This window comes from Nocardia sp. NBC_01503 (genome assembly GCF_036327755.1).
GTDB lineage: Bacteria > Actinomycetota > Actinomycetes > Mycobacteriales > Mycobacteriaceae > Nocardia.
The window spans coordinates 1,668,961-1,693,579 of sequence record NZ_CP109596.1 but is presented as its reverse complement, the minus strand read 5'-3'; the positions used below and the strand labels follow the sequence as shown (position 1 = coordinate 1,693,579).

The following is a 24,619-nucleotide window of genomic DNA, read 5'->3' as shown; positions in this document are numbered from 1 at the left end:
TCCGAATGTTCGAGGAATAGCTATGACCCCGCAGGCACCGCTCGACAGCGAAGCGCCTCCATCACCATGGTCGACGGTGGCGCGAGCAATCGCCCTGCTCACCGTAATCACCAGCGTGCTGCTCACCGTTTTCGCATGGCCTTCGGCGCGGTCCTCGGTACACGATGTGCCGATCGCCCTCGCCGGGCCGGCGCCCGCGGTCGCGCAGGCGCGCACAGTGCTCGATCAACGCCTGCCGGGCGGCTTCGACGTCATCGAAGTCGCCGACACCGCGACCGCGGAACAACTCGTCCGCGACCGCCGGGCATTCGGGGCGATCGACCTCAGCTCCGGCTTTCCGCAGGTGATCATCGCCTCCGCCGCCAGCACGGCGGTCGCGCAGACGCTGCAAGCCACGGCGGCCAGCATCGGTCGGGCCGGGACCGGTGCTCCGGTCCGCGATCTGGCCGCTCTGCCTGCCGATGACCTGCGCGGCGCGGGCCTGGCTGCGGGAACCCTGCCGCTGGCCATGGGTGGTCTGCTGGCCGCGGTACTACTGGTCAAACTGGTCCGCGGCGGGCTCCGCAGGTTCGTCGGCGCATTCGGCTTCGCGGTGACGGGAGGCTTGGCGGCCGCGGCCATTCTGCAATGCTGGCTCGGCTCGCTGAGCGGCTCATATCCGGCGAACGCCGGCGCGATCGTCCTGACCATCGCGGCGATCGCATCGACTGTCCTCGGACTCGAATCCCTGCTCGGATCCCTGGGAATCGGGATCGGCGCCATCGCCGTCATGCTCATCGGCAATGCCTTCTCCGGCACGGCGACCGCACCGGAGATGCTGCCGGGCAGGTCCGGTGCACTCGGGCAGTTGCTGCCTCCCGGAGCCGGTGGTCGGCTGCTGCGCTCTACCGCATTCTTCGACGGCCGCGGTGGCGAGCACGCCGTCATCGTTCTGGTCGTCTGGATCATGCTCGGAGCGGCGCTTTGTCTGGCCGGTGCGCTGCGAAAACGGCCTCTTGGGCCACTGAAATGAAAGGAACGACATGTCCAAAGCGGTCATAGTCGGCGGCGGTATCGGTGGTCTCGCGACAGCCATCGCGTTCATGCGGCGCGGTTGGGAGGTCGAGGTGTTGGAGCGCTCGACCCGAATCGAGGAGGTCGGCGCCGGATTATCGTTGTGGCCCAACGCGATTCGCGCATTGGATGCGCTCGGTCTCGGCGAAGCCGTGCGCCGCCAGGCCCGGGAGCAGGGGGCGGCCGGGATTCGTGGCAGTAGGGGAAACTGGCTTTCCCGGACCGACACCGATGCCGTCCGCGTGCGTTACGGCAATCCGGTCATGATGCATCGCGCCGACCTCCTCGACATCCTGCGCAGGGCTATCCCGGAATACGCAGTGCGCAAAGGTATTTCGGTGACCACGGCAGAGGTTGACGGTACCGTGGTGCACTCGGCGGGAACTTCGACCGGGGATGTCGTCGTGGGCGCGGACGGCATCCACAGCGTGGTCCGCCGTGCGGTCTGTGGTTTGATCGAACCCCGATACAGTGGATACACCGCGTGGCGAGTGATCGTCACTCCCGCCGAGCCGGTTGCCGATATGGGCGAAAGCTGGGGTAGTGGAGAGCGTTTCGGCTACAGCGCACTCCCCGATGGCCGGGTTTACTGCTTCGCTACGGCCGATATGGCCGCGGACACTCGGGGCGGTGGACTGATCGAGCTGCGTACCCGGTTCGGCTCTTGGCATGAGCCCATACCTGCCCTGCTGGCCGCAGCCGACGAAACGGCGATCCTGAAGCATGATCTCTACGACTTGCCACCCCTGAAGACCTATACAGCGGGCCGGATCGCGCTGATCGGTGATGCCGCGCACGCCATGACGCCGAACCTGGGGCAGGGCGCCTGCCAGGCGTTGGAGGATGCCGTGGTGTTGGCGCACGTCGCCACTCGGGATGACGACCTGACGCGCTACGACAGTCAGCGCAGGCCCCGAACCCAGATGATCGTCAAACGCTCCCGGTTGATCGGCTCAGTCGGTCAGCTCTCCTCACCCTTGGCCGTACTGGCCCGCAACGCGCTGTTACGTTCGACCCCGCCGTCGGTGCAGTTCAAATCGCTCGCCCGGGTCCTCGATTGGGAGTGCTGCTGACCCGCCCGGTACCCGGGGGCCACCTCGGCGGCACGGGCCTACCTGACTACGAGCATGTGAAGTGCGCGAATCCGATTGTCGTTCTTGTGCCCTCGGCAGGATTCGAACCTGCGACCTACCCTTTAGGAGAGGGTTGCTCTATCCCCTGAGCTACGAAGGCTGGACCGGTGGCCGGTGGGCGACCCGAACGTCGGGGAGTCTACCTGGTCGGGCGGCAGGGGGTCGCATTCATATCAGTGCGGGTGGTTCACGGCGTAGCGGGCGCGTTCGGGCGCGGTGGCGTGCAGGACGCCGGGGGCGTCCAGGTCGGCGGGGAGGCCGTGCTGGGTGAGGCGATGCGCGCGATTGGGAGCCATATAGGCGGCGCAGTAGAACAGGGCCAGGATCAGCGACAGCAGGATCATGGTGGCGCGGATCCATGCCGGGCCGGGGAAGAACAGGGCGAAGGCGGCGAAGATGGGCAGGAACGGGACCATGCCGCGGATGAGATGCCTTGTGTAGGCGTGCTTTCCGGTCAGGTCGTGCAGAACCCAGTCGCGGAGGTCGTCGGGCATGGGACGGCCCACGGTGTAACCGAGCCACTCGGGGAAGGTGGGGCGGCGGCGCTGGATGGTCATGATTCGCTCCTTTCGAACGCTGGATCGGCCGGTTCCGATTCGAGCGTGCGCCTGCCGCCCGCGTTCGGGTAGCGGGTCCGGTTCTATGCGGGCATAGACCGGAGCTATGGGCTAATGCTTGGTGCCCACCGCGAGGACGTAATCGGCCCACGGTCCACAGGCGAGTACGCCAGGTGTGGGCGAGTCGAGACCTCGCGGTACTCAGCGCCGGGCGGCTCGCTCCTCGTCATAATCGGACGGTTTGAAAGTGCTTGTCTTCCAGCGGAACAGCACCGTCGCCCCGGGCCAGTTATTGGTGATCCGTCCCGAAGCGTTGCGATACCAGCTGGAGCAGAAGTTCCAGGGAGTGTCCTTCAGACGGCGCTGCAACCAGTCGTCCCAGGACTGTTCGACCTCCGGCTTGGCCGCCAGGAACCGCCCCGGCCGCGCCGCCAGATACTCCGCGACCTGCCGGATGTACCGCGCCTGTGACTCCAGCATGTAGATGATCGATCCGGACCCCACATTGGTATTCGGGCCGTACATCATGAACAGATTCGGGAATCCGGGCACCGACATGCCGAGGTACGCGCGCGCACCCTCCGCCGACCACTCATCGGTCAGCTTGCGCCCGCCCAGACCATAGATGTGCATGGGCGCAAGGAATTCCGTGCCCTTGAACCCGGTGCCGTAGACGATCACATCCACCGGATGCTCGACGCCGTCGGCGGTGCGGATACCGTTCGGCGTGACGGCCTCGATGGCGGTGGTCTCCACATGAACGTTCGGCTGCCCGAGCGCGGGCAGGTACTCGTTGGAGAAGAGTCCGCGCTTACATCCCGCCGCGTAATCGGGAGTCAGCTTGGCGCGCAAGGCCGGATCCGGTACCTGCGCCCGCCGATGCCGATCCGCGAGGGCGATGACCGGCGTCTTCATGGCCGGAATATCGGTGAGCGCCAAGGCCAGTACCTCGAAGAATCCCCAGATGGCGAATCGCTCCGCCAGCCGCGTCACCGGAACGTGCTTGAACATCGCCTTGTGCAGCGCGCTGTACTCGGTATCGAACTTGGGTAGCACCCACGCCGCGGACCGCTGGAACAGCGTCAGTTGCGCGACCTTCGGCTGAATCGCCGGAATGTATTGAATGGCACTGGCTCCCGTGCCGATGCATGCCACCCGTTTGCCGGTGAGGTCCACCGAGTGATCCCATTCGGCCGAGTGGAAGGCCGCACCGGTGAAGCTTTCGATCCCGGGCAGATTCGGCATGGCCGGGCGGGAGAGTTGCCCCACCGCGGGGATCAGGATATCGGCGATATGGGTGACGCCGTCGGAGGTGCGCACACGCCAAATGCCGGCCTGCTCATCGAATTCCGCCTCGGTGACCTCGACGCCGAACTCGATCTTGGCGGGCAGGCCGTGCTTCTCGGCGACCCCGCGCATGTATTCGTGGATATCGGCCTGATGTGAGAACCGCCGTGGCCAATCGCTTTTCGGCTCGAACGACCACGAGTAGAGCGGTGAGGGCACATCGCAGGCCGCGCCCGGATAGGTGTTCTCGCGCCAGACGCCACCCAGATCGGCGGCCTTCTCCAGGATGGTGAAGTTGGTCAGGCCGTGACGCCGCAACTCGAGCGCCATGCCGAGTCCTGCGAACCCGGCGCCGATGATCAGGATGGACGGCTCACGATTCATGACTCGACATTAAAGCTATCGGCGCTGGTCACGCAGACGTCGACGGTCATCAAATCGGCATTTTCGGCCATTTTCGCGAAGTGGGTTTGCGGTAACCCGAGTTAACCGACCCTCACCGGGATCCTTCTGGGACGGTGAACGCCGTCTGACCTGCGTCGCTGTCCCCGACTGGACAGCCGACGGTCCCACTACATATATTCACGGAGAATCGTGCTCCAATTTGCTTGTCCTGGTTAGTGATTGGCTATTCTGCGGCGCCGCAGGGGGCGTCGTTGCAAGCCTGATCCTGGCCCGGACCTCGATGCCGGCGGGTCATCGCGAAGGCGGTGGCAGGTCGGCGACGATCGCGGGCGGCGGAAGTGGGGTCCGTCGCCCGCGATCAAAAAAGCGGGTTGCCGCGATCGGGTTGCCATCGGTTGGCCCCCGAACCGGCCATGTCCGATTTCGGCTATCCTGCCGGGAAGTGACTCAGTTCACTCTCCAGTAGGGATATGTAGGGAGCGGTTGGGAAATGTTGAGCACCATGCAGGACGAGCAGCTGTCACTCGCGACACTGCTGCGATACGCATCCACCTTCCAGGGCGACAGCACCGTCTCGACCTGGACCGGAGACGGAGTCCGCACCCAGACCTTCCGGGAAATCGGCACGGACGCCGCCCGCCTCGCCAATGCCTTGCGTGACCTCGGCATCGGTGAGGGCGACCGGGTCGGCACCTTCATGTGGAACAACAACGAGCACATGGTCGTGTACGTGGCCGTGCCCGCCATGGGTGCGGTACTGCACGCGCTGAATATCCGGCTCTTCCCGGAGCAGCTGGTCTACGTCGCCAACCATGCCGAGGACCAGGTGGTCATCGTCGACGGCACACTGCTGCCGATGTTCGCGCAGTACCTGCCGAACCTGAAGACGGTGCGGCATGTGATCGTCGCCAACGGCGATGCCTCGGCCCTGACCGCCCCCGCGGGCGTGCAGGTGCACTCGTACGCGGAACTGCTTGCGGCGCAGACCGATACCTACGACTACCCGGTCGTGGACGAGCGCTCCGCGGCCGGTATGTGCTACACCTCGGGCACCACCGGCGACCCCAAGGGCGTCGTCTACTCGCACCGCTCGAACTTCCTGCACGCCATGCAGGTGTGCGCGCCCAACGGTATGGGCTTCAGCGAGCGGGACACCGTACTCGCCATCGTGCCGCTGTTCCACGCCAATGCCTGGGGCCTGCCGTACGCGGCCATGATGTCCGGTGCGAATCTGCTCATGCCGGATCGCTTCCTGCAGCCCGCACCGCTGCTGGAGATGATGGCCGCGGTCAAGCCGACCTTCGCCGCGGCCGTGCCGACCATCTGGGGTGGCGTACTGGCCGGACTGCAGGCCGCGCCGCAGGACATCTCGCATCTGCGCACCTGTGTGGTGGGTGGCGCGGCGGTACCGCCGTCCATGATGCGGGCCTTCGAGGAGCGGCACGGTGTGAAGCTGCTGCACGCCTGGGGCATGACCGAAACCTCCCCGCTCGGCTCGGTGGCGCATGCCCCGGCCAGTGCCGAGGGTGATGAGGAGTGGGCCTACCGGTACACCCAGGGGCGTTTCCCCGCGGGCGTGCGGGCGCGCCTGGTCGCCGATGACGGCACCGTGGTCCCCAATGACGGTGTGGCGCTGGGTGAGCTGGAGGTGCGCGGCCCGTGGATCACCGGCTCGTACTACTCGCCGACCGGCGCCGAGGTCGATCCGGACAAGTTCAACGACGGCTGGCTGCGCACCGGTGATGTCGGCAAGATCAGCCCCAATGGGTATCTGACGCTGGTGGATCGGTCCAAGGACGTCATCAAGTCCGGCGGTGAGTGGATCTCCTCGGTGGATCTGGAGAATGCCGTGGTGGGTCATCCGGCTGTCGCCGAGGCCGCGGTCATCGGTGTTCCGGACGAGAAGTGGGATGAGCGGCCGCTGGTCGCGGTCGTGCTCGCGGCCGGGGCCGAGGTCAAGCCGGAGGAGCTGCGCGACTTCCTGGCCGACAAGTTCGCCAAGTGGCAGTTGCCCGAGCACTGGGCCTTCATCGAGGAGGTGCCCAAGACCAGTGTCGGCAAGTTCGACAAGAAGCGGCTGCGGGCGCAGTACGCCGATGGCGCGCTGACCGTCACCACGCTGTCCTGAGTTCTGGTCCGGCCCGCACCCGCATGCTCGGGTGCGGGCCGACGCATGTCCCGGGTGCGAGGTTGCGGAACGGGTACCTCTGGCGCCGGTGGATCCGTACCGTTAGTTTGAGGGCGGATGCCCGCAGTGGGGTGTATGCAGTGCCGGGGTGGACGAGGAGGTCCGTGTGAAATCGGTGTGCGCACAGGGGAAGTCGGTGGCCGAACGGCGGTTCGGGCGATGGAATGGAGTGCGGGGATGACACTCGGACTCATTCGATCGGTGGGGGAGCGGGCCTATCTCGAGCTCGAATCCGCGCGACTGTTCCTCGATGCCGGGCTGGCGCGAATCGAATCGCCGACGGTGCTGCTCTCCGCCGCCACCGCCATGCTGCGGTACGGAACGATCGCCGCCGGACTGCGTCTGTCGGCCGCGCGGTACGGCGGGCGGACCGCGCTGATCGACGAGCTCGGATCGCTCACCTTCGCCGAATTGGAGGACCGGTCCAACCGGCTGGCCAATGCCTGGCGGGCGCGTGGGCTGAAGCCCCGTGAGGGCGTGGCGATTCTGGCGCGCAATCATCGCGGCCTGGTGGACGCCATTTTCGCGGCGTCCAAGTGCGGGGCGCGGATCATCCTGCTCAATACCGATTTCGCCGGACCGCAGATTCGGGACGTGGCTACCCGCGAGGGCACCGATCTGCTGGTGTACGACGCCGAGTACGCGCACATGCTGGACGAGGTTTCGCCCCGGCGCGGCCGGTATCTGGCATGGACGGACGAGCCCGCCGCGGAGAGCCTCGCCGAGTTGATCGCCGATGGTTCACCCGACGCGCCACCCGCGCCCGGGGCCGAACCGCGCATCATCCTGCTCACCAGCGGGACCACCGGCACACCCAAGGGAGCGCCGCGGCCGGAGCCGAAATCCCTTGCCTCCCTGGGTGGATTGCTCTCCAAGGTGCCATTCCGGGCGGGCGAGGTGACCGAATGCTGCGCGCCCATGTTCCATACCCTCGGATTCGCCTGCGGCATGCTGACCCTCGGCTTCGGATCCACCCTGGTGATCCGCCGGAGGTTCGACCCGCAGGCCGCCATCGACAGCGTGGCGCGGCATAAGGCCACCACCATGATCGTGGTCCCGGTCATGCTGAGCCGGATGATCGACCTCGGCGGTACGGGTGTCACCGGGCGCGACCTGTCCAGCCTGCGCATTATCTTCGTGGCCGGATCGCAGCTGGGCGCGCAATTGTGCCGGGAGGTGACCGCCACCTTCGGTCCGGTGGTCTACAACCTGTACGGATCGACGGAAGTGGCGTACGCGACCATTGCCACACCGGAGGATCTGGCCGTGGAACCAGGCTGCGTCGGCCGCCCCGTACTCGGTGCGCGAGTGGAGATCCTGGACGACGAAGGCCGCCGACTACCCGCCGGTGCGACCGGCCGCATCTTCGTCGGCAACGTAATCCAATTCGAGGGTTACACCGGCGGCGGACACAAGGAGATCATCCGCGGCCTCATGTCCTCCGGCGATGTCGGCCACTTCGACCGCGCCGGAAGGCTTTTCATCGACGGCCGTGATGACGACATGATCGTCTCCGGCGGTGAGAACGTCTTTCCCGGAGAGGTGGAAGAGCTCCTCTACACCCACGCCGCCGTCCGCGAAGTCGCCGTACTGGGCGTCCCCGACGACCAATTCGGTTCCCGGCTCAAAGCTTTCGTAGTTGTCCACGAAGGCCAATCCTTCAGCGCGGAGGATGTCCGCGACTTCGTGAAATCCAATCTCGCCAGATACAAGGTCCCCAGGGAAGTTGTATTCATGGACATACTCCCCCGAAACCCCACCGGCAAGGTGCTGAAACGCAAATTGCTGGAGACATAAATGAAAAGCTGTCCCGTCTGAATATGCTTGTATCACAATGGAATTAGCCTTTCCCGTCCTGTTCTATCACGGTAGAATAAAGGCATGAATTCGGGAGGGACCACCGCACTCGTGAGCAGCGCTTCGGCGCTGCTCGCCGCGGTGGACGGCCTCCTGGACGCGTCCCTGACTCCGCATTCCGATGAGGAATTCATCGAGGTAATGCGGGTGGTGGAAACGGCGATCCGCGCACTGGAGGCGGTCAAACATCGTTTCACGGTCGAGACCGGTACCCGCTGCCTGGCCGCGCGTGCGGGTGTGTCGACCCCGGTCAAGTTCCTGGAACAAACCTTGCGCCTGTCCCATGCCGAGGCGACCGGGCGCTGGAACACCGCGAAGCTGGTGTCGCCCCGGGTGTTTCCCACCGGCGAGCTCGACCCGATACTGCCCTTGGTTGCCGAGGCTCAGCGTGCGGGTGCGATCTCGGCTGATCACACCCGGCACATCGTGGCCGCGCTGCACAAACTCCCCGACACCCTCCCGGATGAGAGGAAGGAGACCGCCGAACGGATCCTGACCGACTACGCGCGCGCGGGTTTGCCCGATGCCCTGCCGCGGTTGGGGAACGAGATCCTGATCCGGGTGCATCCCGACGGCGAGTTGGCCGCCGAGCGTGATCGTCAACGTTTGCGTGGGTTGAGCATCGGGCATCAGCGGGTGAACGGTATGTCCCCGGTGTCGGGGGAGATCACTCCGGCGTTGCGTGCGGTGTTGGATCCGATGCTGGCCAAGTGGGCGCGCCCGGGCGTGTGCAATCCCGAGGACACCGACAGCCCTCGTAGCACCGCCGATGCCGCCGACCGTGGGGTGTTGGCGGCGGCGGCCAAGCGTGATGGCCGCACCGCCGCGCAACGCAATCATGATGCGCTGCTGGGTTTCCTGCGTTTCGGTGTGGATCCGGCCATGCTCGGCAGCCATCGTGGTCTGCCGGTCGCGGCGGTGTTGAGTATGTCGGTGGCCGATGTGGAGCGTGGTGCCGGTATCGCGACCACCGCGACCGGGGGCACCCTGTCGGTGTCCGAGGCGTTGAGATTGGCTGCCACCGCGACTGATTCGAGTACTTTCGTGGCGGTGCTGGACAAGGCCGGGGCCCCGATCCACCTGGCCCGGGTCCGCCGCACCTCCACCGCGTCTCGCGGGAAGGCGGCCCGCACCACCGGCGCCGCATCCGGCGCGGCCTGTAGCGCGACGCCGGTCACCACTCGTGGTGCGACGCCTGCCGCGGTCGGTGCCGTATCGGCCAGTCCCGCATCCGGTTTCAGCGTCTCCGACCTGCCCCTGCACCTGGGTGAGAACGAGCGCTTGGCCACCGGAGCCCAACGGTTGGCGTTGATCGCCGCCGAGAAGGGCTGCACCCGACCGGGATGCAGCGCGCCCGCCTCGCTGTCGGCGGTGCATCACATCACCGAATGGGTCAAGGGCGGGCCGACCGATATCGAGAACCTGACACTGGCGTGCGATGCCTGCCACGGCCTGGTCCACGACGGCCCCGGCGGATGGAAAACCGTGGTCATGGGCCCCGACACCGACTACCCCGGCCGCACGGGGTGGATCGCACCCCCGCACATCGACCCGAGCGGCACACCCCAAGTGAATCACCGGCACCATCCGGGAGAGTTGACGGCCGCGACCCTGGCCCGTATCCACGCCCGTGACGAACGCGAGCGGGCACGGCTCGAGGAGTGGCTCAACACCCGCAACACCTCCCACACCCGGCGATAGCGACGCTGAGCAGCCTGTACCACCGACAGGGAACCCACCCGCCGGTGCTACAGGCGTGTTGTGTGGCCCTTCGCTCGCATTCAGGTCGGTGATGGGTGGAGCTTCTGACGGTGCGATACGTGTTTACACTTGCGCGCCTTGCTTGTTCGCCCATGCCTGCCGTTGCTGGTGTCCATGGCCGTGGCGGGGTTCGCTTCGGCTTCGGCGGGGTGGGAGCTGAGCGCATGGGAACCGTTGCGGCATCACCTGCATGTGTCGTGGGGTCTGCTGATGTGCGTGGGCTTTTCGCGGCTCGGGTGCTCACCCGTGGGTCGTGGTCCATCGCAAGGCCAGTGGGCTACCACCCGGGGCCTTCGTAGCACACTCGCCCGAATCACCCGCGGTCCCAGCGGGGTTCGGGAGGACAAGCAAAACAAACACGGCAGTGCTGGTGGCGTCGCCTGCCGTACCCCACTGTCGCTCCCCCATCGAGCGCGAATACTCGCGACCCAGCCGGGCTGGATGGCCGTGGTTACCTTCAGAACCACAACCCGAAAAGACAAGAGCGAACAAAGACCCCACCCCAAGACGCCCAGACGAGAAGAACCACCACCCTCGAGACCTTGGACGTGCGACAAGGGGGTGCTCATGCAGGGACACGCCGGAGATCGCCGCACCAGTGCCCCCTGATCGCGTGTCCAGGGGGATTCGGGCGTCGAGCAGGAACTGATGTACGCGACACGCCGGGGTTCGGTGCGTGAGTTCCTGGTGAGCGAACGGTCCAGGTCGTCGGAGGCTCCGAACGGGATGTGACGGAGTGCTTCGGGGTCCTGAAAGTGTTGTGGTGGTGGGGTTTCGGGCCCTTGGGCCCGTCTTTTCTTCTTGTCCTGGCGTCTTTTGTCTTGGTCCTTGTTCTTGTTCTTGGTTTTTGGGGTTGTGGTTCTGAAGGTTCCCACCGCCACCCGGCCAGGCTGGGTCGTGAGGGTGCGGCTCCCGATCGGGGGAGCGACAGCCGGGTACGGCAGGCGAGGCAACCACACTGCCCGTTCCGCTTTGCAGCCCGGTTGAGCAAAGGCAACACCATCCCGCGAACCGACCACACACATGGGTCGGCCACCCCTGTCCAGTACGCCGACAGGGCAGAGGAGAAATCGAACTAGCCGCCCAGCCGAGCAAGGAGCGCGGCGAACTCCGCACGGGAGAGATAGCCGTCGCCGTCGGAGTCCGCCGCTGCCAGTAGGGATTCGGCGGTTTCGTCGGTGAGCCCCGGGCAGGTGCGCAGCAGCGATTCGAGTTCGTCGAGTTCGATCAGCTGATTGCGGTTCACATCGAAGGTGTCGAAAGCTGCGTCGGAATCGGTGATTTCGGGGTCGCGGCCCAGCCTGGCGGCGTCGAATTCCGCGCGGGAGATGAGCCAGTCGCCGTCGGTATCTGCCGCTGCCACCAGGCGTTGTACCGCGTCGGCGTCGATTTCCAGGCCCAGGGCGGTGATTCCGGCGAGGATGTCGTCGGCGGAGATGAGGCCGTCGCCGTCCTGATCCCACAGGTCGAAGGTATCGGTGGGTTCGGTGCTCGCCACGGGTGCTCCTCGCGTGCAGATTGTGGTGTCCGGCAGCAGGATTGCGCACCGATGGAGTAACGGTCAAGAGCCAGGGATATACGTCACCGCTTGGTCGTATGCTGAGTTCTTGCCCGGTACGGGCTGATCGAAAGGATGACAGGGTGTTGGGGGACGGCACGCTTGGTCATTACCGGCTCGTCATGCTGCTCGGGCAGGGCGGGATGGGGCAGGTTTGGGCAGCTCACGACACCCGGATCGGGCGGGATGTCGCGCTCAAGGTGCTGCCGGTGGAGCTTGCCTCGGATCCGGACTATCGCAGGCGGTTCGAGCGTGAGGCGCAGTTGGCCGCTCGGCTGCGCGGACCGCATATCGTGCCGATCCATACCTTCGGGGAGCTGGATGGTCGCCTGTTCATAGACATGGAACTGGTAGACGGTACCGATCTCGCCGATGTGCTTGCCCATCGTGGTCCGCTCACGCCTGCGCGGGCCGTCGACCTGGTTGCCCAGATCGCCGAAGCGCTCGACGTCGCGCATGAGGCTGGGCTGATCCACCGGGACGTGAAACCGTCCAATGTTGTTGTGCTACCAGGCGGTTTCGCCTACCTGATCGATTTCGGGCTCGCACGCGAAGTTGGGCAGACGGCGTTGACCTCCACCGGGGTGACGATTGGAACATGGGCCTATATGGCTCCCGAGCGCTTCTCTGGTGTGGACGATCTCCGCTCCGATATCTACTCGCTCGCCTGTCTGCTGTTCGAATGTCTCACTGGGAAAAGGCCTTTCGGTGACAAAGACGCTGCGCAGCAGATGCTTGCCCACATGTCCGCCCCGCCGCCGTGCGCCAGTGCGATCGCGCCCGCCGTGCCCGCGGCCCTGGACGTGGTGATTTCCCTGGGTATGGCGAAGAACCCCACCCACCGCCCAGCGAGTGCCGGAATGTTCGCCGAGGCGGCGCGCGGAGCCCTGGTTGCGTCGACAGCGCCACGCCATGCTCCCGCGCCGATGTTGGCACCCGGCGCACAGCGGCAAACGCCCGGAACGCAGACTCGTGCGTCTGCACCGCATGGCCCTTGGCCAGCCGCACAGAGTCTTCCGCAGCCTAGTCACCCGCCTGCGGCGCACAGTTATCCGCGAGGAGGGCCTGGTTATCGGCCCGGGTTGCGGAGGCCGCTCCCGATGGCTCAGGGTTATTCACCGATCGGTGGGCGGGCCATGCCGAGCATGCCGCCCTTGGGGGTCCAACTGTCCTATCCGCAGACTGCTCATGGAGACCTCCGGCGGGATGGAAGTCCAGTGCTGCGGCCGCCGATCACCGCATGGCGGGTGGTGTGGTGGATCGTATTGGGGCTGTGTACGACGTTTTTCGGGTTTCTGTCGCTGGTTTGCATATTTGGACTGATCTCCGACACCAAAATGGCGCTGGCAGGTCGGATTGCCATCAATGTCGTCATGGATGTGCCCACTACGCTGTTCGTCTGGTTGGCGGTGTTGGAGTTCCGGAAGTTCCGCCGACGATGAGGCCACGCGCAGCGGCGCGACCGGAGTTCTCCGGTCGCGCCGATAACCTTGCGCTGTCAGCAGTTACGCAGTTCCGGGCTCTGATTCAGGAGCTGGGCCCGGGTGGAGATGAAGGTGCTGTAGGTGTCTCCGCCGACCGAGGCGAGCGGGAAGGCCGCCACCCGGTGACAGTTCTGGAAAGCGAGCTTCACCCCGAAATGCCGTTCGAGGCCGCCGCGAATGGCGTCGGAGGCCATGGCGCGCAGCAGTTGGCCGCGGGCTACCTCATCCGGCGGCGGGATCACATTGTCGGCGTATTCCTGTGTGCCGGAATGCAAGTCGGCCGCCACCCGGCTGACGACCTCGTAGGCGTAGGGCAGTGAACTGCGGACACATTCCACGAACTCGTCATCGCTGACTTCACCGCGTTCGGCGCGCTCGAGTAGTGCGCTGGGTACGTCGAGTGACATATCGCTCTCCTCATGGGATGGCGGATGGTGTCAGCTGATTCTAAACGAAACCCGTTGTCAATAACCCTGGATTCGCAACGAAACCGTCCTATTCAGAGCGACTTTCGCCTCTTGCGACAACTGCCGGACCAGCTCGCCCGCCGGTAGCTCCCGTGTCAGCGAATGCGCCTGACCTGCCCAGAGATTCACCTCATCGGCATTGCCCGCGGCCCGCGCGGCGGCGCGTAAAGGTCCGGTGGCGTAATGGATTTCGGGATAGGCGGCGGGGGCGTTCCGGTGCTCGAGCATGAACTTGTTGCGCAGTCCGCGCGCCAGGCGGCCGGTGAAGGCGCGAGTGAGCATGGTCGGTGTGTCCAAGGTGACCGCGTCGCGGATGAGCGGTGCCGTCCCGGCCTCGGTGCAGCGCAGGAAGGCGGTGCCGATCTGTGCGGCGGCCGCGCCCGCGGTCAGGACGGCGGCCAGGCCCGCGCCGGTGGCGATACCGCCGGCCGCGACCACGGGCAGATCGACCGCTGCGGTCAGTAGTTGCAGTAATGCCAACAGCCCCAAGGGGTCCGCGGTGTCGTCCTCGGGCCGGTCGGCGAAGCTGCCGCGATGGCCGCCCGCCTCCGAGCCCTGGGCGATGAGCACGTCGGCTCCGGCCTCGACGGCGATGCGCGCCTCGGCCACCGAGGTGACGGTCACCCACACTTCGGTGCCGACCTCGTGCAATCGCGAGATCTCCGGTGCGGATGGGCATCCGAACGTGCAGGAGACCGCCCGCACCGGATCGGAGATCAACAGATCGAGCTTGGCGGACCAGGCGTCGGTATCGAATTTCGGTTCCCCGACCGGGAATTCGCGCGCGAGCTGATCAACATACTCACCGAAACCGGTCACAGGACTTGGTGCGGAGGGGTAGAACAGATTCACGCCGAAGGCCGCGGAGGTGAGGGTGCGTGTCTGCTTTATTCGCCCACCGAGATCTTCCGCGCCCAGATATCCCGCGGCCAGGAATCCGAGTCCGCCCGCATCGGAGACCGCGGCCGTCAATTCGGGTGTGGACGGCCCGCCCGCCATGGGGGCCAGCACGATCGGCGTATTCAGCTCGTCGAGTAGCACATTCCTCAGTGTGCGCTCTCGGGTAACGGCTGTGATCAACCGGTATCCCGTATCACCTGGGGCTGTCGAACTCAAGGTTGCGGAATGGTCACGGGTGAGTATTGTTTCCATCACAGCGATGCCGAATCGTTACCGGACCATTGAGCGCTAGGACGAGCTTTGTCGCACCACAGAGAGACCGCGAACTCCGTATCCGTTATGGACTTGCTTGGTGATTGTGGTGCCGGTCGTGCTGGCGCCGTCGCACGTAAACGGCACCGGGCCGAATCCCCCACCGCTGATCGCGTGAAAGTCGCCGCCGGAGTCGCTGTCGCCGCGAGTGCCCTCATCGGCACCGCGACGCAGATGGTTCCCGCGCTGGCACACGCCGCGCCGATCGCCCCCAATCATGAGGACAAATCGGTCGGACAGGATCTCGCACTGCGCGACGTTGCGCAGTCGGTCAAGCAGGCCGCCGATGTCGCCGCCCCTGCTCCCGCTCCGCAGGCTCAACCCATCGCGGATGGTGGTAATCCCGTCGCGGCGCCCGCGCCCGCGCCCTTCGGTCTGCAGAATCTGCCGCCGGAGATCGCGAATCCCCTCGCGCAGGCCGAGGCCACGCTGAAGGACCTCCAACAGCGGATCGCCCCCGCCCCCGCGGTGAAGCCGGTCGATGTGGGCGTCATCAGCTCCGGCTTCGGTGCGCGCTGGGGCGCAATGCATTACGGCATCGACTTCGCCGACGCCATCGGCACGCCGATCCACTCGGTCATGGGTGGCACGGTGGTGGAGGCCGGTCCGGCCTCCGGATTCGGGCTCTGGGTGCGCGTCCTGCAGGACGACGGCACCACCGCTGTCTACGGCCACGTCAATGACATGTACGTATCCGCCGGACAGCGGGTCAATACCGGCGATGTGATCGCAACCGTCGGAAATCGTGGCAACTCCACCGGTCCCCATCTGCATCTGGAGATCTGGGATGCCGCCGGAACGAAGATGGATCCGCTTCCATGGCTGGCCAGCAAGGGCGTCATCATGGCGCAGCAGTGGGGCCCGGACCAGTAGAGCGTTCACCGGCCTCCGCGAACGGGCGTTTCCCGGACCGGCGGGTGCCGGTGGGCGCTGTTACCACACTCGATGATCTCTTCGACCCTGCCTCGCTGCACGGCCGCGCCTACGCGGTGCTCGTACAGCATCCGCGTTCGACCGCGTTCGAAGTGGCCGAGCGCCTGGGTTGTCCGCCGCGTATAGCCGAGGCGGCCCTGGAGGCGCTGTGCCATCTCGAGGCCGCGGTGCGGTTGACCGAGAACAATGGCACCGTGCGCTGGGACGCACATGCTCCGGAAGCCTTGTCCGAGGCCGAGACTCGGCGTCGCAATGGTGACATGCTGCGTATGCAGTCGGCCGCCGCGCGACTGGGTGAGACCTTCCGTTCGGTGCGCCGCACCACCGATGCCGACGGTGCGGTGGTGGCGGTCTACGAACGGCGTCAGCTGCTCGCCGATTTCGAGGATCTCCAGCACACCGCGCATACCTGCGTGAAGGTGGTGGAGCGCGGACCGTTCCTGTCGGATGTGGAGACCGAGGAGCGGATGTTCGAGCTCAAATCGGCGCGCATCGCCGCGGGCATCGACTACCGCACGCTCTACCAGGAGACCATCTACCAGGACGCGGAGCGACTGCGGCATGTGCTGGCCACCAATGCGGCCGGTGCACAGGCGCGTACGCTGCCCGATCCGCCCATGAAACTGATCCTGGCCGATGACCGCCGCGCGGTACTGGTATTGCATACCGATGAGCGCCGCGGTGATCCCATGGGTGTGCGGGTCGGACCGTCGCCCACGCTGGATCTGCTGGTCAAGACCTTCGATTCGCTCTGGTCCATGTCCACGCCGATCTCGGTGAACCCCTCCGAGGCCCTGGACGAACGCGACCGCGCGATCCTGACCCTGATGAGTATGGGCGCGACCGACGACACCATCGCCCGTCGCCTCGGATTGTCCCGGCGAACGGTGGTGCGGCGCACCGCCAGTCTGCTGGAGCGCCTCGGCGCGAGCACCCGCTTCCAGGCCGGGGTGCAGGCCACTCGGCGGGGTTGGCTGTAAATGCCTGTGGCTCAGGTCACATGCCTGTAGCGCCCCTGCCTGGTCACCGATAGTCACTGAGCTCGAGCCGTTATCGCGGCTCCGCGAGCCCGATATGATTGCTCGGTCCGCCGACCCGCGCCGCCCTCGTCGTCGAATCCGGGGTCGGTCGAAGGTCTTCGGTGTGTGGACCAGTGAGACCCGAGAGGTGAATGCACTCGAATGGATACTGCCCGCCGTACAGCTCGCGGTAATCGTCGGCGTCGGTCCGGCAGCCCTCTCTTCGGGCAGCTTCTCACCGCCGCGGTCGAGTCCGCGGCCGATGCCATTGCCATCCGGTTCAATCCGACCGGTGCGCCCGCCGATCAGCGCGAGATCAACTATCGCGACCTGGACGCGCAGTCGTCCCAGCTGGCGCGGGAACTGATCGAGCGCGGGGTCGGACCCGGCGATATGGTTGCCATCGGCATCACCCGCTCCATCGAATCGGTGCTGGCGGTCTGGGCGATCGCCAAGACCGGTGCCGCGTATGTGCCGGTCGATCCGGCCTATCCGCCCGATCGCATCGAACATCTGCTCACCGACTCCGGTGCGGTGCTGGGTCTGACCACGCGTGCGCATCGCGCCGCGCTGGGCACGGCCACCTACTGGATCGAATTGGATGATCCGGTGCGGGCCGAGCAGATCGCCGCGCATCCCGCACACCCCATCTCCTACGCCGATCGGGTGCGGCCGCTCACCGAACAGCATCCGGCGTATGTCATCTACACCTCCGGGTCGACCGGTAAGCCCAAGGGCGTGGTGGTCACGCACACCGGTCTGGCCGGACTGGTGGCGGCCGAGCGCGAGCACTACGACGTCACCGCGGATTCCCGCGTGCTGCACGTCTGTTCGCCGAGCTTCGACGTCTCGGTGCTGGAGCTCATGCTGGCGTTCACCGCCGGTGCCACACTGGTGATCGCGCCCGCCGGAGTCTTCGGCGGTATCGAGCTGGCGGAACTGCTGGGCCGCGAACGGGTTTCGCACGTGCTGATCACCCCGGGCGCGCTGGAGTCGGTGGATCCGGCCGGATTGACCGACCTCAGCACGGTTGTCGTCGCCGGTGACAAGTTCGGGCCGGAGCTGGTGAGCCGCTGGGCCACCGGCGAGCGCTCCTTCTACAACGGATACGGGCCGACCGAGGCGACGATTCTCGCCACCAGTAGCGCACCGCTGCTGCCGGGGGAGGCCGTGACCATCGGCTCCGCGGTGCCGGGCGTCGGCGCGTACGTGCTGGACGCACGGCTGCGGCCGGTGCCGGACGGCGTGGTGGGCGAGCTGTATCTGTCGGGTCCGGCGCTGGCGCAGGGCTATAACCGTCGACCGGGATTGACGTCGGAACGTTTCGTGGCCAGTCCGTTCGGTGAGGCGACCGGGGCGCCCGGGGCGCGGCTGTACCGCACCGGCGACCTGGTCAAGCGCACCGCCGCCGCGGGCGGCGAATCGGATACCGGCGGGGTCATCGAATACCTGGGCCGTTCGGACTTCCAGGTCAAGATTCGCGGTCTGCGGATCGAGCTCGGCGAGATCGACAACGCGCTCACCGCGCACGCGGATGTGGATTACGCGGCGACGCTGGGTAAGACGCTGCCCTCGGGTGCGGTCGCGCTGGTCTCCTACGTATTGCCGCGTCCGGGAACAACTCTCGACACCGCCGAGCTGGCCGCGTTCATCGGGGAGTCGCTGCCCGCGTACATGGTGCCCGCCGCGATCGTGCTGCTGGACGAGATCCCGCTGACGCCGGTCGGCAAGCTGGATCGAAATGCCTTGCCGGAGCCGGTCTTCGCCGCCCGCGAGTTCCGTGCGCCCGCCACCCCGACCGAGGAGGCGGTGGCGCAGGTCTTCGCGACGCTGCTGATTCCGGACAGCCCGGACGCGCGGGTCGGTGCGGACGACGACTTCTTCGAGCTCGGCGGTAACTCGCTGCTGGCCGCGCAGGCCGCCGCGCGCATCGGTACCGCACTGGATGTGCGGGTTCCCGTGCATGTGCTGTTCGAAGCCTCCACGGTCGCCGCGCTGGCACAGCACCTCGACGGCGGCGCGACCCCCGCCGCGACGGGACCGGCGCTGGGTTCGCTGCCGCGCCCGGATCGGATTCCGCTCTCCTTCGCGCAGCAGCGTATGTGGTTCCTGAACCGCTTCGATCCCGACAGCGCGGTGGACAATATTCCGCTCGCGGTGCGGTTGAGCGGCGCCATCGATGTCGAGGCGCTGCGGGCCGCGGCGCGCGATCTCGTCGTGCGACACGAGGTGCTGCGGACCATCTATCCGGAGGTCGACGGCGAGGGCTACCAGCTGGTGCTGCCCGTCGATGATCCGCGCGCGGTGCCCGAACTCGCGCTGGTCGATATCGATCCCGCCGAGATTCCGCAGCGGGTGGCCGAAATCGTCGGCGCCGGTTTCGATGTCACCGTCGCACCGCCGATTCGCCTGCGGCTGCTGCGTCTCGCGCCGCAAGAGCATGTGCTGGTCGCGACCGTGCACCACATCTCGGGCGACGGCGTGTCCATGGGCCCGATGGCCCGCGATCTGGTCACCGCCTATGCCGAGCGCGCCAATGGCCGCGAGCCGGCGTGGACGCCGCTGGATGTGCACTACGCCGATTACGCGGTGTGGCAGCGTGCCACCCTCGGCAGCGAGGACGATCCGGAATCGTTGCTGGCCCAGCAGATCTCGTACTGGCGTGCCACCCTGGACGATCTGCCGGACGAGCTCGTCCTGCCTTCGGACCGCCCGCGTCCGCCGGTTGCCTCCTATCAGGGCGGCACCTACGGCTTCCGGATCAGCGATGAGGTGTACGCGGCGGCGCGGCGATTGGCCGAGACCCGCAACACCACACTGTTCATGGTGGTGCACTCGGCGCTGGCCGTACTGCTCGCGCGGTTGTCCGGCACCCGGGATATCGCCATCGGTACGCCGGTGGCCGGGCGCGGTGCGGCCGAACTCGACGATCTCATCGGCATGTTCGTGAACACGCTGGTGCTGCGCACCGATATCGACCCCGCCACCAGCTTCGAGGATCTGCTGAAGCAGGTGCGCGACACCGACGTTCGCGCCTTCGGCCACGCCGATGTGCCCTTCGAACGCCTGGTGGAGCTGCTCGATCCGGCGCGTTCGCAGGCCCGCAATCCGCTGTTCCAGGTCATGCTGGCCTTCCAGAACATGGCCCCGACCCGGCTGGAGCTACCCGGTCTGAGCGTGGCGGGCGCGGATCTTGAGATTCCATTCGCCAAATTCGATCTGCAGTTGACCATGCAGGAATCGCAGGACGAGCGCGGCGACGCCAGCGGACTCGCGGCCGAATTCTCCTATGCGCTGGACCTTTTCGACGAGTCCACGGTGGCGGTGTTCGCCGCGCGATTCGAGCGGATTCTGGCCGCGGTGGCCGCCGATCCCGGCGCGTCGGTCGGCGATATCGCCCTCTTCGATGCCGTCGAGCGGCAGCGGGTGGTGCGCGACTGGAATGCCACCGGATTCGATCTGGAGGCGGCCGTCGGTCTGCCGGAAGGCATTTCACCGACGCTGGTCTCGATGTTCGACGCACAGGCGGCGGCTACGCCCGACGCCATCGCGCTGGTCTTCGAGAACGAACGACTCACCTATCGCGAGCTGCAACAGCGAGCCAACCGGATGGCGCGCAGGCTCATGATGGGGCAGTTCGCACTGGGGCCGGAGGCGTTGGTGGCGCTTGCCATCCGGCGTTCGACCGAGCTCGTGGTGGCCATGTACGCGGTGGTGCAGGCGGGTGCGGCCTATGTGCCGATCGATCCCGATCAGCCGCTGGATCGCATCGGGCACATTCTCGATACCGCGCAGCCGCGGATGATCCTGACCACGCACGCGGATGATTTCGCCTCCGGACGCACCATCACCACGCTGAAGGTGGAGGAGCTGGAGCAGGCGGCGCAGAGCCTGGACGGTGGCCGGATCGCCGATGCCGAGCGCAATGAGCCACTGCGGCCGGACAATACGGCCTACGTCATCTTCACCTCCGGGTCGACCGGTAAGCCCAAGGGCGTGGCGGTCAGTCACCGCGCGATTGTGAATCGCCTGGTGTGGATGCAGGCGCAGTACCGGCTCACCGCCGATGACGCTGTGCTGCAGAAGACTCCGGCGACCTTCGACGTGTCGGTGTGGGAGTTCTTCTGGCCGTTGCAGGCCGGTGCGCGCCTGGTGGTCGCCAAGCCGGACGGGCATCGCGATCCCGCCTACCTCGCACAGATCATTGCCGAACAGGGCATCACCACGGCGCATTTCGTGCCGTCCATGCTCTCGGTCTTCGTGAGCACGCTCGGCGGCTCGGACACCTCCGGGCTGCGGCTGCGGCAGGTGTTCGCCTCCGGTGAGGCGCTGCCGGGCGGTACCGCGCAGAAGCTGCGCGAGCTCACCGGGGCACGGGTGCACAATCTGTACGGCCCGACCGAGGCCGCGGTCGACGTCACCTATCACGAGGTGACCGATCTGGACGGCGTCACGGTGCCGATCGGCGCACCGGTCTTCAATACTCAGGTTTACGTGCTGGATTCGCGGCTCAATCCGGTGCCGGTGGGCGTCGCGGGTGAGCTGTATCTGGCGGGCGCACAGCTGGCGCGCGGCTATGTGGCGCGGCCGGATCTGACCGCGGACCGGTTCGTGGCCGATCCGTTCGAACACGGCGAACGCATGTACCGCACCGGCGATCTGGTGAAGTGGGATGCCGCCGGTGAACTGGAGTACCTGGGGCGCACCGACTTCCAGGTGAAGCTGCGCGGTCTGCGTATCGAACTGGGTGAGATCGAGGCGGCGCTGCTGGCGCGGCCGGGCGTCACGCAGGCGGTCGTGGTGGTGCGCGCGGACCCGCACGCGGGTGATCAGCTGATCGGCTATGTGGTCGCGGGCGAACTGGACGCCGCGCGCCGGGTTGCCGTCGCCGATGAGCTGAAAGCTGCTCTGGCACAGGCGCTTCCGTCGTACATGGTGCCGTCCGCACTGCTGGTGCTCGACGAGTTCCCGCTCAATTCCTCGGGCAAGCTGGATCGAAAGGCGTTGCCCGCACCGGTCTTCGAGGCCAAGGTGTTCCGGGCTCCGGCCACGCCGATCGAGGAGATCGTGGCGGGTGTCTTCGCGGAGCTGCTCGGCGCCGAGCGGGTGGGCGCGGATGACGACTTCTTCGAGCTGGGCGGTAACTCCCTGATCGCCACCCGGGCGGTGGCGCGGGTGAACGAGGCCCTGGACACCAATGTCGCGGTGCGCGAACTCTTCGAGACCTCAACGGTTTCGGGGCTCGCCGCGCGCATCGTCCCCGGTGCCGGGGTGGGTGCCCGCCCGCCGCTGGTGGCGGGGGAGCGGCCCGCGCGGGTGCCGCTGTCGCTGGCGCAGCAGCGCATGTGGGTGCTGAACCAGTTCGATCCGGATTCCCCGGCCTACAACATCCCCATGGCCATTCGCCTGCAGGGCGCACTCGATGTGCCCGCATTGCGGGTGGCCGTCGAGGATGTGCTGACCCGGCACGAGGTGCTGCGCACCCGCTATCCGGAGTCGGCTCCGGGCGCACCGGCGTACCAGGAGATCCTGTCGGTGGCGCAGGTGCTGCCCAATGGTCTCGAGGTGGAGCGGGCGCGGGATATCGGCGCGCGCGTCGGCGAGCTGGTCTTCACCGGATTCGATGTGGCGCAGCAGGTTCCGGTCCGCGTGCGGCTTATCACCGGTGACGATCCGGACGACTACCTGCTGGTGCTGGTGGCGCATCACATCTCCGCAGACGGCGCTTCCATGGCTCCGCTGGCACGCGATCTCATGACCGCCTACCTGGCGCGCGCCGCGGGTCAGGATCTGAACTGGACGCCGCTGCCGGTGCAGTACGCCGATTTCGCGGTATGGCAGCGCACGGTGGTCGGTGTGGACTCCGACGAGAACTCTCCGGCCGCAAGGCAATTGGCGTTCTGGCGGGAACAGTTGGCCGCGCTGCCGACGGGCCCGAGCCTGCCGACGGACCGTCCGCGCACCGCCGCCTCCACCATGGCGGGCGCGTTCCTGGACTTCAACCTGCCCGCCGAGGTGCACGCCGGGCTGAATCGTATTGCGCGCCAGCACAATGCCTCACTGTTCATGGTGGTGCACGCGGCGGTGGCGGCCTGGTTGGCGCGTCTGTCGGGCAATGGCGATGTGGTGATCGGCACCGCGGTGGCGGGTCGTGGCGAACGCGCACTGGACGATCTGGTCGGCATGTTCGTCAATACCCTGACCCTGCGCACCCCGGTCGATATCGCCGCACCGTTCGACACCCTGGTGGCGCAAGCGCGCGAGACCGATCTGAACGCCTTCGCCAATGCCGATGTGCCGTTCGAGCGGGTCTCGGAGGTGGCGGCCGCAGGCCGTACCGCCGCGAATCCGCTACTGCAGGTGGTGCTTTCGCTGCAGAACACCGAAACCCCGGTACTGGAGTTGCCCGGTCTGCGGGTCTCGGCCATCGATACCGAGCTGGCGGCGGCCAAATTCGATCTGCAGATCAGTATGGAGCCGCAGCCCGGCGTGGACGGTGCGCTCGGTGATCTGGATGTCATCTTCGCCTATGCCACAGACCTTTTCGACGAGCCGACGGTCGAAGCCTTCGGCCGGGTGCTGGAGCGGATTCTCACCGCCGTGGCGGCGGATCCGCATATCGCGGTCGCCGATATCGCCCTGCTCGATACACCCGAAACCGGTGTGGCACAGCAGGTCTCGGCGGAGCCGGAGCCCGGTATCGCGGCCACCCGCGGTGCGGCGCTGACCCAGGTGCTCACCACCGCCGTCGAGGACGATCCGGACGGCCCGGCCCTGGTGTGGGGTGATGAGACGGTCACCTACCAGGAGCTCGACGCTCGGTCCTCGCGGCTGGCGCGCGTGCTCATCGCGCACGGCAGCGGTCCGGGTGCGGGTGTGCTGGTGCATCTCGAGCGCGGTGTGGAGCAGGCCGTGGCAATCTGGGCGGTGCTCAAGGCGGGTGCCATGCTCGTGCCGCTGGCCGCGGCCGAGGCGCCGGGCTTGGATGTGAAGGTCGGTGTGACAATCGATTCCGTGCCGGCGACCGTCTCGGGCATCGACTGGCTGGTGTTGGACGATCCGGAGGTAGCGGCGCAGATCGCGGCCGAGTCCAAGCGGCCGGTCACCTACGCCAGTCGTACCCGGGCGCTGCGCGGTGAGGATGCCGCCTATGTCTCGGCCGGTCGGGCGCTGACCTATGACGGACTCGCCGCCGCGGTCGATCGGGTACGCACCGCAACGGATCTCACCTTCGAATCCCGGACATTCCACCGCGGTGCACCGGATGCGGCGCTGTCGCTGGTGGAGTTGGTCGCGGTCGGTGTGGTGGGTGCGTCGGTGGTGCTCGCGGCGGAGTCCGGAGAGCTGTCCGAGGCGCTGGCGCAGGAGTGGGTCACCCATCTGTTCGTGGATGCCGCGGGTGTGCCCGCGTTGCGCGGGGCCGTCCCGGAGGATCTGGTGGCCCTGGTGCTGGAAAGCGTTTCCCATTCTCATGATTGGGAAAACGTGAACTCTATCACTCTCTCTGAAATACCTCCAGGTCACAAGGTTTGAGAGGTGCCCGCGGTCCGTCGTCACAGGCGGATCGCGCCCACTATCCACATATTTTTTCCGGGCTGTTCGCAATCCGGGGTTACGCTCCGTGAGCTGGCAACGATAGGCGGCCGGCCCGCGTACTCTCGACCCTGTTCGGCGTGCGTGGAAGCACGGGGAACAGGATAGGTCG

At 66.7% G+C, this 24,619-nt stretch carries 14 protein-coding genes and 1 tRNA gene; 9 read left to right on the top strand and 6 right to left on the bottom strand.

Going from position 1 to position 24,619, the window contains the following annotated elements; all coding sequences use genetic code 11:
• Positions 1-76: 76 nt before the first annotated feature.
• On the top strand, positions 77-1,012 hold the full coding sequence (locus OHB26_RS07535; protein WP_330183488.1) for a hypothetical protein: 936 nt from the start codon (positions 77-79) through the stop codon (positions 1,010-1,012).
• A 10-nt stretch (positions 1,013-1,022) separates the two neighbouring features.
• Entirely contained in the window at positions 1,023-2,126 is a 1,104-nt protein-coding gene (locus tag OHB26_RS07530) for an FAD-dependent monooxygenase (protein WP_330183487.1), read from the top strand.
• Positions 2,127-2,213: 87 nt separating this feature from the next.
• Here OHB26_RS07530 and OHB26_RS07525 read toward each other — a convergent pair.
• The 3 genes from OHB26_RS07525 to OHB26_RS07515 all read right to left on the bottom strand — a co-directional run bounded on the left by OHB26_RS07525 (position 2,214) and on the right by OHB26_RS07515 (position 4,414).
• Positions 2,214-2,286 (bottom strand) — tRNA-Arg (locus OHB26_RS07525).
• 73 nt (positions 2,287-2,359) lie between these two features.
• Complete coding sequence (locus tag OHB26_RS07520) at positions 2,360-2,743, bottom strand: DUF5313 family protein (protein WP_330183486.1); 384 nt, start codon at positions 2,741-2,743, stop codon at positions 2,360-2,362.
• 201 nt (positions 2,744-2,944) lie between these two features.
• On the bottom strand, positions 2,945-4,414 hold the full coding sequence (locus tag OHB26_RS07515; protein ID WP_330183485.1) for a flavin-containing monooxygenase: 1,470 nt from the start codon (positions 4,412-4,414) through the stop codon (positions 2,945-2,947).
• Between the two features lie 511 nt (positions 4,415-4,925).
• On the opposite strand from OHB26_RS07515, the gene OHB26_RS07510 reads away from it, so the two are divergent.
• The 3 genes from OHB26_RS07510 to OHB26_RS07500 all read left to right on the top strand — a co-directional run bounded on the left by OHB26_RS07510 (position 4,926) and on the right by OHB26_RS07500 (position 10,181).
• Entirely contained in the window at positions 4,926-6,563 is a 1,638-nt protein-coding gene (locus OHB26_RS07510) for a long-chain fatty acid--CoA ligase (RefSeq protein WP_330183484.1), read from the top strand.
• 237 nt (positions 6,564-6,800) lie between these two features.
• Entirely contained in the window at positions 6,801-8,420 is a 1,620-nt protein-coding gene (locus tag OHB26_RS07505) for an acyl-CoA synthetase (protein ID WP_330183483.1), read from the top strand.
• 84 nt (positions 8,421-8,504) lie between these two features.
• On the top strand, positions 8,505-10,181 hold the full coding sequence (locus tag OHB26_RS07500) for an HNH endonuclease signature motif containing protein (protein WP_330183482.1): 1,677 nt from the start codon (positions 8,505-8,507) through the stop codon (positions 10,179-10,181).
• 1,135 nt (positions 10,182-11,316) lie between these two features.
• Here OHB26_RS07500 and OHB26_RS07495 read toward each other — a convergent pair.
• A complete protein-coding gene (locus OHB26_RS07495) occupies positions 11,317-11,739 on the bottom strand; it encodes an EF-hand domain-containing protein (protein WP_330183481.1) in 423 nt (140 codons plus the stop codon).
• A 143-nt stretch (positions 11,740-11,882) separates the two neighbouring features.
• Between OHB26_RS07495 and OHB26_RS07490 the strand changes: the two genes are divergently transcribed.
• Entirely contained in the window at positions 11,883-13,241 is a 1,359-nt protein-coding gene (locus OHB26_RS07490; RefSeq protein WP_330183480.1) for a serine/threonine-protein kinase, read from the top strand.
• A gap of 56 nt (positions 13,242-13,297) precedes the next feature.
• Here OHB26_RS07490 and OHB26_RS07485 read toward each other — a convergent pair whose 3' ends face one another.
• Positions 13,298-13,690: an SCO5389 family protein gene (locus OHB26_RS07485; RefSeq protein ID WP_330183479.1), complete on the bottom strand. Its 393-nt coding sequence runs from the start codon at positions 13,688-13,690 to the stop codon at positions 13,298-13,300.
• A gap of 57 nt (positions 13,691-13,747) precedes the next feature.
• Positions 13,748-14,791 carry a nitronate monooxygenase gene (locus tag OHB26_RS07480; protein ID WP_330183478.1) on the bottom strand — a complete coding sequence of 348 codons (1,044 nt, stop codon included), beginning with the start codon at positions 14,789-14,791 and terminating at the stop codon, positions 13,748-13,750.
• A gap of 285 nt (positions 14,792-15,076) precedes the next feature.
• Between OHB26_RS07480 and OHB26_RS07475 the strand changes: the two genes are divergently transcribed.
• From OHB26_RS07475 to OHB26_RS07465, 3 genes are all read left to right on the top strand, one after another.
• Positions 15,077-15,835, top strand: a complete 759-nt coding sequence (locus OHB26_RS07475; protein WP_330183477.1) for a M23 family metallopeptidase — start codon at positions 15,077-15,079, stop codon at positions 15,833-15,835.
• Between the two features lie 50 nt (positions 15,836-15,885).
• Positions 15,886-16,875 (top strand): helix-turn-helix transcriptional regulator, encoded by a 990-nt coding sequence (locus OHB26_RS07470; RefSeq protein WP_067571801.1) that lies wholly within the window; start codon positions 15,886-15,888, stop codon positions 16,873-16,875.
• A 201-nt stretch (positions 16,876-17,076) separates the two neighbouring features.
• On the top strand, positions 17,077-24,447 hold the full coding sequence (locus OHB26_RS07465; protein ID WP_330183476.1) for an amino acid adenylation domain-containing protein: 7,371 nt from the start codon (positions 17,077-17,079) through the stop codon (positions 24,445-24,447).
• Positions 24,448-24,619 lie beyond the last annotated feature (172 nt).